The organism is Puniceibacterium confluentis (assembly GCF_007923445.1).
Classification (GTDB): domain Bacteria; phylum Pseudomonadota; class Alphaproteobacteria; order Rhodobacterales; family Rhodobacteraceae; genus Puniceibacterium; species Puniceibacterium confluentis.
The window spans coordinates 112,705-123,722 of sequence record NZ_VOJI01000014.1 but is presented as its reverse complement, the minus strand read 5'-3'; the positions used below and the strand labels follow the sequence as shown (position 1 = coordinate 123,722).

Sequence of the window (11,018 nt, the reverse complement as noted above, 5' to 3'; positions counted from 1 at the left end):
GTCTTGCCGTGGTCAACGTGACCGATCGTGCCGATGTTGCAGTGCGGCTTGTTACGTTCAAACTTTGCCTTTGCCATGATGGCCTCCTGTCTAGTCTGGGTGGCGGGGTGACCCCCGCCCTACGGGTGGTGGGTAGGGCGGGGTTCACCCCGCCATCCCGTTTATGCGTATTTCTTCTGGATCTCGTCGCTGATGTTCTGCGGCACCGGATCGTAATGGTCGAACTGCATCGTGAACTGTGCGCGGCCCGAAGACATGGAGCGCAGGTTGTTGATGTAGCCGAACATATTTGCCAGCGGAACCATCGCGTTGATCGCAACCGCATTGCCGCGGTTTTCCTGACCGGTCACCTGGCCACGCCGCGAGGTCAGATCCCCGATGACGTTGCCGGTATACTCTTCCGGTGTGACCACCTCGACCTTCATGATCGGCTCGAGCAGCTTGGCACCGGCCTTGCGCATCCCTTCACGCATCCCCATGCGGGCGGCGATTTCGAACGCGAGGACCGAGGAGTCGACGTCATGGAACTTGCCGTCGATCAGCGAGACCTTGAAGTCGATCACCGGGAAGCCTGCCAGCGGACCGGAGTCCATGACCGACTTGATGCCCTTTTCGACACCCGGGATGTATTCCTTGGGAACCGCACCACCGACGATCTTCGACTCGAAGGAATAGCCTTCGCCCGGCTCTGTTGGCGTGATGACCAGCTTGACCTCGGCGAACTGACCCGAACCACCCGACTGCTTCTTGTGGGTGTAGGTGTGCTCGACCTCGTGACCGATGGTCTCGCGGTAGGCCACCTGAGGCGCACCGATGTTGGCTTCGACCTTGAATTCACGCTTGAGGCGATCGACGAGAATGTCGAGGTGAAGTTCGCCCATGCCCTTCATGATGGTCTGGCCGGATTCGATGTCGGTTTCGACGCGGAACGACGGATCCTCGGCGGCCAGACGGGCCAGACCTGCGGACATCTTTTCCTGGTCGGCCTTGGTCTTGGGCTCGACAGCGATCTCGATCACCGGATCGGGGAAGGTCATCGTTTCCAGAACCACGCGGTGCTGCGAATCCGACAGGGTGTCACCGGTTGTGGTGTCCTTGAGACCCGCCAGCGCGATGATGTCACCTGCAAACGCCTCTTCGATCTCTTCGCGATCGATGGCGTGCATCATCATCATGCGACCGATGCGCTCTTTCTTGCCCTTGGTCGTGTTCAGGATCGAATCACCCTTCTTCATCACGCCGGAATAGATCCGGGTGAAGGTCAGCGAACCGACAAAGGGGTCGTTCATGATCTTGAACGCAAGACCCGAGAACGGCTCGGTGTCATCGGCGTGACGCGCGATGTTACGGGTCTCGGTCTCGTCGTCCGGGCTGAAGCCCATGTAGGCAGGCACGTCCAGCGGCGACGGCAGGAAGTCGATCACGGCGTTCAGCAGGGGCTGTACGCCCTTGTTCTTGAATGCGGAACCGGCTGCAACCGGCACGAATGCCAGCGACAAGGTGCCCTTGCGGATCAGCTTGCGCAGGGTGTCCTCGTCCGGCATGACGCCGTCGAGATACTTTTCCATCGCGTCATCGTCGACTTCGACAGCAACTTCGATGAGGTTCGCACGCCATTCGTCGGCCAGATCCTGAAGGTCGGCACGGATCGGCTTGCGAACCCAGGACGCGCCCAGATCTTCGCCTTCCCAGACCCACTCTTCCATCTTGATCAGGTCGATGATGCCTTCCAGCGCATCCTCGGCACCGATCGGCAGGGCGATCGGGGCGGGGATCGCACCGGTGCGGTCCTTGATCATCTTGACGCAGTTGAAGAAGTCGGCGCCGATCTTGTCCATCTTGTTGACGAACACGATCCGCGGAACCTTGTAACGGTCGGCCTGACGCCAGACGGTTTCGGTCTGCGGCTCGACACCGGCGTTGCCGTCCAGCAGGCAGATCGCGCCATCGAGAACGGCGAGCGAACGCTCGACTTCGATGGTGAAATCGACGTGACCGGGAGTGTCGATGATGTTGAAGCGGTACTTGGTATCCGAGGTGCCTTCGGCGGTCGGGTCTTCCTGGCGCTGCCAGAAAGTGGTCGTCGCAGCCGAGGTGATCGTGATACCGCGTTCCTGCTCCTGCTCCATCCAGTCCATCGTTGCGGCGCCGTCATGGACTTCGCCGATCTTGTGGGACTTGCCGGTGTAGAAGAGGATGCGCTCGGTTGTCGTGGTCTTGCCCGCGTCGATGTGGGCCATGATCCCGAAGTTCCGGTAGCGCGTCAGGGGATATTCGCGTGCCATGGGGACAGTCCTTTGACTAGGGGTTACCAGCGGTAATGGCTGAACGCTTTGTTCGCGTCGGCCATCTTGTGAGTGTCTTCACGCTTCTTCACGGCGGACCCGCGCGAGTTGACAGCATCCAGAAGCTCGCCTGCGAGGCGCTCTTCCATGGTGTTCTCGTTGCGCTTGCGGCTGGCGTCGATGAGCCAGCGGATCGCCAGGGCTTCACGACGCTCGATGCGCACTTCGACAGGCACCTGGTAGGTGGCACCACCGACGCGGCGCGAACGGACTTCGACCGACGGCTTGATGTTGTCGAGCGCTTCGTGGAACACTTCCACGGGGGCGCGCTTGATCTTGTCTTCGACCCGGGTGAGCGCGTTGTAGACGATGCTCTCGGCGACGGACTTCTTGCCGTCGACCATCAGGTTGTTCATGAACTTTGTCAGAACCCGATCACCGTACTTGGCATCGGGCAGGACTTCGCGTTTTTCGGCTGCGTGGCGACGTGACATCTAAATACCCTCTTATTTCGGACGCTTCGCGCCATACTTGGAGCGACGCTGTTTGCGGTCCTTGACGCCCTGGGTATCCAGAACACCGCGCAGGATGTGGTAACGCACACCGGGAAGGTCTTTTACGCGGCCGCCACGGATCAGGACAACCGAGTGCTCCTGAAGGTTGTGCGACTCGCCGGGAATGTAGCTGATGACCTCGAAGCCATTGGTCAGACGGACCTTGGCAACTTTCCGCATCGCCGAGTTCGGCTTTTTCGGCGTGGTCGTGTAGACGCGTGTGCACACGCCACGTTTTTGAGGACACTGCTCAAGGTGCATCGACTTCGAGCGCTTGACTTTCGGCTGCCGCGGCTTGCGGATCAGCTGTTGGATCGTTGGCATTCCGGTTCTTTCCCCGTGTAGCTCACATATGTGGTGCACGAGTTGCCCCGTGCGGGTTTCAGGTTCAGCGCCTTGCGCGTCCGCAAGTCACCTTTTGTGCACATCGGGTGCACGTCATTCGGCGCGTCACGTATGAAGGCGACGCAAAAAACCGCATGCGTTCCCAATTGCGGGAACGACGCGGGGGGTTCCAGAGGATCGGGGCATCTGGCCCGGATCGTGACCGCTTCAGTTCTGTAGATCGGACGTCGGATGCAATGCATCCCGTCTCCGAGATAGCGGGCGTATAGGGGGAGTCGCGGGCCTTGTCAACAGCACCACAGGCTTGCTTTCGCCCGGTGGGGGTGCGATTCACAGTCGGAACAACAGCTGTATCTTCGACCAGGAGCGCGCCCCATGCAAGTCATCGGTTTGTGCCGGTTTTCCTATCCTGCCGAAGGCGGCTTTCAGGTTGAACATGCCACACTCGCCGATCGGATCGCCTATCTCTACGCCCCCGCCAGGATGGAAGAGCGGCTGGCGCATTTCGAAACGATCTGCCTGCCGGGTCTGCGCGCCCAGACCGATCCGGACTTCACCTTTCTGATCCTGATCGGCGACTCGCTGCCAGCCCACTACCTTGACCGGCTGGCGGCGCTGGTGGCGGACGTCCCCCAGGCCAGGATCGTGGCCCGCCCCCCTGCCCCGCATCGCCAGGTGTGCCAGGATGTTTTCAACGACGCCCGCGGGGATCTGTCGGCGCCCTGCCTGCAGTTCCGCCATGACGACGACGACGCTGTGGCGGTCACCTTTGTCCAGCGCCTGCGCGAGGCGGCTCTGGACTGCGCTGCCTTGCGGCGGCAGCACCGGCTGGTGGGGTTTGACTGGAACCGCGGCTATGTCGCCCGCCCGGATGCGCAGGGGCTTCGCGCCGAACCGAACGTGACACCTTACTGGGGCGTGGCGCAGGCGATGGCCGTCCAGGCAGGTGTGCGTCAGACGATCCTGAATTTCGGCCATCAGAAAATCAACCAGTTCATGCCGACCGTGACCTATACCCACGAGGACATGTTTGTGCGCGGCCACAACGACCACAACGATTCCCGCCAGAAAAAGCATGTCAAACCGGTGGCGCTTCCGCGACTGGACGCCGCGGGCGAGGCACTGTTCCGCAGCACCTTTGCCATTGATGCCGATCACATCCGCCGGGTATTCGCCTGATCCAAAGGCCGCATCGTCCGGGCAAGGCGCGCTTCGCGCCACAGGGTGAAGGCCCCGGTGGCGACGATGACCGCGACCCCCACCAGGGTCAGGGGTCTTGGCCATTCGCCAAACATCACCAGGCCCAGCACCAGCGCCCACAACAGGCCACTGTAGCGGAACGGAGCCACAAAGCTGACGTCACCGACCCGCATCGCCATGATGCCGAACATGTAGCCGGCCACGACGCAGACCGCCGACAGCCCGATCAACCCGCCCAGACGGGGTGTGAGCGGCACCCAGACCTCCTGCAGCGTCAGCGCCAGGGCAAACAGGGTGACGGAAAGGGCCGTCAGCAGCGTGACCGTCAGGCTGGGGACCGAGGCCGACAGGCGCCGAGTCACCAGATCGCGTACCGTCACGAAAAGGACGGCGATCAACCCGTGCAGGGTATAGGCGTTGAAGCCTTCGGTCCCCGGCTTGACGATCAGGAGCATGCCGCCAAACCCGACGGCGATGGCCAGCCAGCGGCGCCATCCGACCGGGTCGCGGAACACCAGCGCGCTGCCCAGGGTGACGGTCAGCGGCAGCATCTGCAACAGCGCATTGAGGTTGGCCAGCGGCATGTGAAACAGCGCCGTAAGAAAGAAGTACGCCGCCCCGACCTCGGCAAGCGACCGCAGCAGTGCCAGTTGCCAGTCGCGTCGCGACATCCGCAGCCTCAGCACCCCCAAGCGCCGCGCCAGCAGGAAAATGGCGATGCTGGACAGGGCGCCCCGCAGGCTCATGATCTGCCCCAGCGGCATGGCACCTGCGGTCGCCTTCATCATCGCGTCACCCAGCGCGAAGGCGGTCATCGCAGATGCCATCAAAAGCGCGCCACGGCTGTTGTCCGAGAGGATGTTCATGGACACCGCTCTAGAGCGGATTGTCGGCCAGCGGAATGGGCAATCCGACGATCCGGCATCGCGGATGTTCTCGGCGGCTCCGTGGTCCGGGCACAAAGCTGCGGCCCGGTCAACTCAGCGGGGCCGAGCCCGCGGTCGCGTCGGCGGTTTATCACTCACAACCATGCGGTTCCGGCAGGTCGCAGTTGAGGTTCAAATATTTTTCTGCTTCTGTTCCGCAGAGCATCCTGCAGCAGGTTCCAGAATATTAAAGGCGGGATATGGTCAGCGGCACGTTGGATTTTGAGCAGGTCTTTAAATACGCGCCCGCGCCTTGTCTGGTGCTGGACCGTAAGATGCGGATCGTGACCGCAACGGATGCCTATCTGAGCACCGTTCAGAGGACGCTTGACCAGCTACAGGGGATGTATGTCTTTGACGCCTTCCCCGAGGTCTCCGAGCGCCGTGAACAGTTCCGGGACGCCTTTCAACGCGCTCTGGACGGCGAGGCGAACAGCCTGGTCGAAGTACCGTTCTCGATCCCGCTCGAGACGGCTGACGGCGTCGAAATGCGGGAAATCTGGTGGACCTGCACGCATACGCCGGTTCCCGGGCCCGACGGCGAGATCCAGTACATGGTTCAGAACGCTCAGGACGTCACCCTGAAGGTACAGGCAGAGCGCCTCAGGGACGCCATTGCCGCCGAGATGCAGCATCGGGTCGGCAATATCCTCAGTCTCGTTTCGGTGATCGCCCGGCGCACCGCGGGCTCGGCCCGGGATCTCGAGGATTTCCTTGCCCGGTTCGAAGGTCGGGTACAGGCCCTGTCGCGGACACACTCTTACCTCAGCGGCACCAACTGGGACCGCATGACGATCGGATCAATCCTTTCGCGCCAGCTGGAAGACCATGTTGCGACCGATGAGCACCAGATTGTGCTGGACGGATCGGACATTCACCTGAATGCCGCCGAAGCGCAGATCCTCACCCTTGCGGTGCACGAGTTGACCACGAATTCGGTGAAATACGGCGCGCTGAAATGCCCCGAAGGCCGCCTGGCCATCAGGTGGAACAAGCTGGGGGCCACAGGCTACAGCCTGGAATGGCGCGAGGGTGGCATACGGGTCCAGAAGGATCTGAACCGCAGCGGATTTGGCTCGATGATCCTGGACCAGATCGTACCGCGCCAGCTTCAGGCCGAAGCGGTGCGTGAATTTGCGCCGGAAAGCTTTCTCTACCGCCTGGCGGTTCCGGAACGGCTGGTGCCAGAATAAGCGACTGCCGGTCGCAGGTCTGCGCCTGGGTTCGAAGGAAGACCGCCCTCCCCTGTCCGTTGCGCCACACCGGCATCCTGCAAGCCATTCAGCCGTTTTTACGGCCGGGCTTTTGGGCCCCTTGATGTGTGCCCCGGCATGTGCTCCGCCTGACGGCAACGCCGGAAACAAAAAGCCCCCGTGCAGGACGCACGGGGGCTTTTGATTTTTTCGGGTATTCGAACCGCCGCTTATTCGCGGCTTTCCGGGGTGTCGACGACGATATTGTCGAACTCGTCACCGCCCACGACATCATTGGAGTCGGTGGGGGCAGCCAATGCCGCAGCGGCTTCGGCTTCGGCACGACGCGCGTCGATCACAACGGTGTCCCGCTCGGTGGCGATACGGCGCACGGACTGGGTGGCACCGCCGGTACCGGCCGGGATCAGGCGGCCGACGATCACGTTCTCCTTCAGACCCACGAGCTTGTCTTTCTTGCCCTGGACCGAAGCCTCGGTCAGAACGCGCGTGGTTTCCTGGAACGACGCCGCCGAGATGAAGCTGCGGGTCTGCAGCGACGCCTTGGTGATGCCCAGAAGGATCGGTTCACCCTGAGCCGGGCGGCCGTTCTTCTTGATCGCCTTTTCGTTGGCGGCATCGAACTCGGCCTTGTCGACATGTTCGCCCTTGAGCAGGGTGGTGTCGCCCGAGTCCTGGATTTCCCACTTCTGCAGCATCTGGCGGACGATGACCTCGACGTGCTTGTCGTTGATCTTCACGCCCTGCAGACGATAGACGTCCTGCACTTCGTCGATCATGTAGTTGGCCAGCGCTTCGATCCCCATGATGGCGAGGATGTCATGCGGCGCCGGGTTGCCGTCCATGATGTAGTCACCCTTGGTCACATAGTCACCTTCGGCAACCGGGATGTGCTTGCCCTTGGGCACCATGTACTCGACCGGGCTCAGGCTGTCGTCGACAGGTTCGATGCTGATGCGGCGCTTGTTCTTGTAGTCCTTGCCGAACCGCACATAGCCGTCGATTTCCGCGATGATGGCGTGGTCCTTGGGGCGACGTGCCTCAAAGAGTTCGGCCACACGCGGCAGACCCCCGGTGATGTCCTTGGTCTTGGCGCCCTCGCGCGGGATCCGCGCGACAACGTCACCGGCCTTGATGTCCTGACCATCTTCGACCGACAGGATCGCATCCACCGACATCGCATAGGTCACCGGGTTGCCCGCGTCGTTGCGCACCGGTTCGCCGTCACTGTCGACCAGGATGATTTCCGGCTTGAGCTCGTTGCCCTTGGGGGCCGCGCGCCAGTCCGAAACGATCTTCTGGGTCATGCCGGTCGCTTCGTCCGTCTCTTCGCGCACGGCGATGCCGTTCACGAGGTCGACGTGACGGACCATACCGTCCTTTTCGGCGATGATCGGCAACGTGTAGGGGTCCCACTCGAACAGCTTGTCGCCGCGGGCAATGGTCTCACCCTCCTTGACGAACACCTTGGTACCGTAGCCCAGCTTGTGGCTGGCCCGCTCGGTGCCGTGTTCATCCATGATCCGCAACTTCATGTTACGTCCCATGACCAGGGTCTCGCCGCTGGAGTTCTCCAGCGTCAGAGCCTGTTCGAAGGCGATGATGCCGGACTGCGACGCCTCGAGGAAGGACTGCTGACCACCCTGGGCAACGCCGCCGATGTGGAAGGTCCGCATCGTCAGCTGTGTACCCGGTTCACCGATCGACTGCGCGGCGATGATGCCGACGGCCTCGCCGTGGTTGACAAGCGTACCGCGTGCAAGGTCACGACCATAACACTGGGCACAGACACCCTCTTCCGCCTCACAGGTCAGAGGCGAACGGATGCGCATGGTCTGCACCAACGCCTCGTCGACAATGTCGGCCAGACGTTCGTCGATCAGCTGGCCATCCTTGATCAGCACTTCGTCAGTGCCCGGACGGTACACGGTTTCCGCCGTGACCCGGCCCAGCACACGTTCGGCCAGCGAGGAAACGACTTCGCCGTCGTTGACAGCCGCTTCGGCAGTGATCGCCTTGTCGGTGCCACAGTCCTTCATCCGCACGATGCAGTCCTGCGCCACGTCCACCAGACGGCGGGTCAGGTAGCCCGAGTTCGCCGTCTTCAGAGCGGTGTCGGACAGACCCTTGCGGGCACCGTGGGTCGAGTTGAAGTACTCGAGAACGGTCAGGCCTTCCTTGAAGTTCGAGATGATCGGCGTCTCGATGATGTCGCCGTTCGGCTTGGCCATCAGGCCGCGCATGCCGCCCAGCTGCTTCATCTGGGTAACCGAGCCACGCGCACCGGAGTGGGCCATCATGTAGACCGAGTTCGGTTCCATTTCCGCGCCATCAGCATCGGTCTTGGACGCCGAAATGGTCGACATCATCGCCTCGGTGACCTTGTCGTTGCACTTGGACCAGGCATCGACAACCTTGTTGTACTTTTCACCCTGAGTGATCAGGCCGTCCATGTACTGCTGTTCGAAATCCTTGACCTGTGTGCGGGTCTCCTCGACGATCGGCCACTTGGTGTCCGGGACAACCATGTCGTCCTTGCCGAACGAAATGCCGGCCTTGAACGCTTCGCGGAAGCCCATGGTCATGATCTGGTCGCAGAAGATGACCGACTCTTTCTGGCCGCAGTAACGGTAGACGGTGTCGATGACCTTCTGAACGTCCTTCTTGCGCAGAAGACCGTTGACCAGATCGAACGGGGCCTTGGCGTTCATCGGCAGCAGGGCACCGAGACGGACGCGACCGGGGGTGGTCTCGAACCGCTTGGTGATCTCGTTGCCTTCTTCGTCGATCTGCGCCACGCGGCATTCGATCTTGGCGTGCAGGTGCACCTCTTTCGAGTTCAGCGCATGCTCGACCTCTTCGATGGACGAGAACTTCATGCCTTCGCCCTTCATGCCGTCGCGGGCAATCGTGACGTAGTACAGGCCAAGGATCATGTCCTGCGACGGAACGATGATCGGTGCGCCGTTGGCGGGCGACAGAACGTTGTTCGTCGACATCATCAGCACGCGTGCTTCAAGCTGGGCCTCAAGGCTCAGCGGCACGTGAACAGCCACCTGGTCACCGTCAAAGTCGGCGTTGAAGGCCGAGCAGACCAGCGGGTGCAGCTGGATCGCCTTGCCTTCGATCAGCATCGGCTCGAACGCCTGGATGCCCAGACGGTGCAGCGTCGGCGCCCGGTTGAGCATGACGGGGTGTTCGCGGATCACCTCGTCGAGGATGTCCCAGACCTCGGGACGTTCCTTTTCGACCAGCTTCTTCGCCTGCTTCACCGTGCTCGAAAGCCCCTTGGCCTCGAGGCGCGAATAGATGAACGGCTTGAACAGCTCGAGCGCCATCTTCTTGGGCAGGCCGCACTGGTGCAGCTTCAGTTCCGGGCCCGTCACGATGACCGAACGGCCGGAAAAGTCGACGCGCTTGCCCAGAAGGTTCTGACGGAAGCGACCCTGCTTGCCCTTGAGCATGTCGGACAGCGACTTCAGCGGACGTTTGTTGGCACCGGTGATCACCCGGCCACGACGACCGTTGTCGAACAGGGCGTCGACAGATTCCTGCAACATGCGCTTTTCGTTGCGCACGATGATGTCGGGCGCGCGCAGTTCGATCAGCCGCTTGAGACGGTTGTTGCGGTTGATCACCCGGCGATACAGGTCGTTGAGGTCGGAGGTGGCAAAGCGGCCACCGTCCAGCGGCACCAGCGGGCGCAGTTCCGGCGGAATGACCGGAATCACGGTCAGAACCATCCACTCGGGACGGTTGCCGGATTCCAGGAAGGATTCGACCACTTTCAGGCGCTTGATGATCTTCTTCGGCTTGAGTTCGCCGGTCGCCTCCTTGAGGTCGGCGCGCAGGGTCTCTGCTTCCTGCTCAAGGTCGATCGCGGCCAGCATCTCGCGGATGGCCTCGGCACCGATATTGGCGGTGAATGCGTCCATGCCATACTGGTCCTGGGCATCCATGAACTCTTCTTCGGTCAGCATCTGGCCGTAGGTGAGGTCTGTCAGGCCCGGTTCGATCACCACGTAGTTCTCGAAGTAGAGAACCCGCTCGAGATCCCGCAGGGTCATGTCCAGCATCAGGCCGATGCGCGACGGCAACGACTTCAGGAACCAGATGTGGGCACAGGGCGCGGCCAGTTCGATATGGCCCATCCGCTCGCGGCGCACCTTTTGCAGCGTGACTTCGACGCCGCATTTTTCGCAGACGACGCCGCGATACTTCATGCGCTTGTATTTGCCGCACAGGCATTCGTAATCCTTGATCGGGCCAAAGATACGCGCGCAGAACAGGCCGTCCCGTTCGGGTTTGAACGTGCGGTAGTTGATGGTTTCTGGCTTTTTGATCTCGCCGAAGGACCACGACAGGATCCGTTCCGGTGAGGCCAGGGAAACCTTGATCTCGTCAAAGGTCTTGGCCGGGGCAACCGGGTTGAACGGGTTGTTTGTCAGTTCCTGGTTCATTTTGATACCTCGAATATCGGGTGGAAAGAGGGAAGCG

General features: G+C 61.6%; 7 protein-coding genes and 1 pseudogene. 2 read left to right on the top strand and 6 right to left on the bottom strand.

The features are described 5' to 3' along the window. The 4 genes and pseudogenes from FOY53_RS24215 to rpsL all read right to left on the bottom strand — a co-directional run. A pseudogene (locus FOY53_RS24215) lies at positions 1-77 on the bottom strand (GTP-binding protein); the annotation flags it as partial. 84 nt (positions 78-161) lie between these two features. Beyond that, positions 162-2,285, bottom strand: a complete 2,124-nt coding sequence (gene fusA / locus FOY53_RS16215) for an elongation factor G (protein ID WP_146590755.1) — start codon at positions 2,283-2,285, stop codon at positions 162-164. A 23-nt stretch (positions 2,286-2,308) separates the two neighbouring features. Continuing rightward, positions 2,309-2,779: a 30S ribosomal protein S7 gene (gene rpsG, locus FOY53_RS16210; RefSeq protein WP_146590753.1), complete on the bottom strand. Its 471-nt coding sequence runs from the start codon at positions 2,777-2,779 to the stop codon at positions 2,309-2,311. Positions 2,780-2,791: 12 nt separating this feature from the next. Beyond that, positions 2,792-3,163 (bottom strand): 30S ribosomal protein S12, encoded by a 372-nt coding sequence (gene rpsL / locus FOY53_RS16205; protein ID WP_005621086.1) that lies wholly within the window; start codon positions 3,161-3,163, stop codon positions 2,792-2,794. 396 nt (positions 3,164-3,559) lie between these two features. On the opposite strand from rpsL, the gene FOY53_RS16200 reads away from it, so the two are divergent. Then, the gene (locus FOY53_RS16200) at positions 3,560-4,363 is read left to right on the top strand and encodes a putative rhamnosyl transferase (protein ID WP_146590751.1); all 804 of its coding nucleotides are present in this window, start codon (positions 3,560-3,562) and stop codon (positions 4,361-4,363) included. Here the strand turns inward: FOY53_RS16200 and FOY53_RS16195 are convergent. Continuing rightward, positions 4,339-5,250, bottom strand: a complete 912-nt coding sequence (locus FOY53_RS16195) for a DMT family transporter (protein ID WP_146590749.1) — start codon at positions 5,248-5,250, stop codon at positions 4,339-4,341. The genes FOY53_RS16200 and FOY53_RS16195 overlap by 25 nt on opposite strands. Positions 5,251-5,510: 260 nt before the next feature. Here FOY53_RS16195 and FOY53_RS16190 point away from each other — a divergent pair, with 260 nt between their 5' ends. Next, positions 5,511-6,503 (top strand): HWE histidine kinase domain-containing protein, encoded by a 993-nt coding sequence (locus tag FOY53_RS16190; RefSeq protein ID WP_146590747.1) that lies wholly within the window; start codon positions 5,511-5,513, stop codon positions 6,501-6,503. A gap of 230 nt (positions 6,504-6,733) precedes the next feature. Here FOY53_RS16190 and rpoC read toward each other — a convergent pair whose 3' ends face one another. Continuing rightward, a complete protein-coding gene (gene rpoC / locus FOY53_RS16185; protein WP_146590745.1) occupies positions 6,734-10,981 on the bottom strand; it encodes a DNA-directed RNA polymerase subunit beta' in 4,248 nt (1,415 codons plus the stop codon). Between the last annotated feature and the right edge of the window lie 37 nt (positions 10,982-11,018).

Excerpts from the sequence above, each read along its gene's own strand:
- fusA (WP_146590755.1), bottom strand. The coding sequence starts at position 2,285 with ATGGCACGCGAATATCCCCTGACGCGCTACCGGAACTTCGGGATCATG.
- rpsG (WP_146590753.1), bottom strand. The coding sequence starts at position 2,779 with ATGTCACGTCGCCACGCAGCCGAAAAACGCGAAGTCCTGCCCGATGCC.
- rpsL (WP_005621086.1), bottom strand. The coding sequence starts at position 3,163 with ATGCCAACGATCCAACAGCTGATCCGCAAGCCGCGGCAGCCGAAAGTC.
- FOY53_RS16200 (WP_146590751.1), top strand. The coding sequence starts at position 3,560 with ATGCAAGTCATCGGTTTGTGCCGGTTTTCCTATCCTGCCGAAGGCGGC.
- FOY53_RS16195 (WP_146590749.1), bottom strand. The coding sequence starts at position 5,250 with ATGAACATCCTCTCGGACAACAGCCGTGGCGCGCTTTTGATGGCATCT.
- FOY53_RS16190 (WP_146590747.1), top strand. The coding sequence starts at position 5,511 with ATGGTCAGCGGCACGTTGGATTTTGAGCAGGTCTTTAAATACGCGCCC.
- rpoC (WP_146590745.1), bottom strand. The coding sequence starts at position 10,981 with ATGAACCAGGAACTGACAAACAACCCGTTCAACCCGGTTGCCCCGGCC.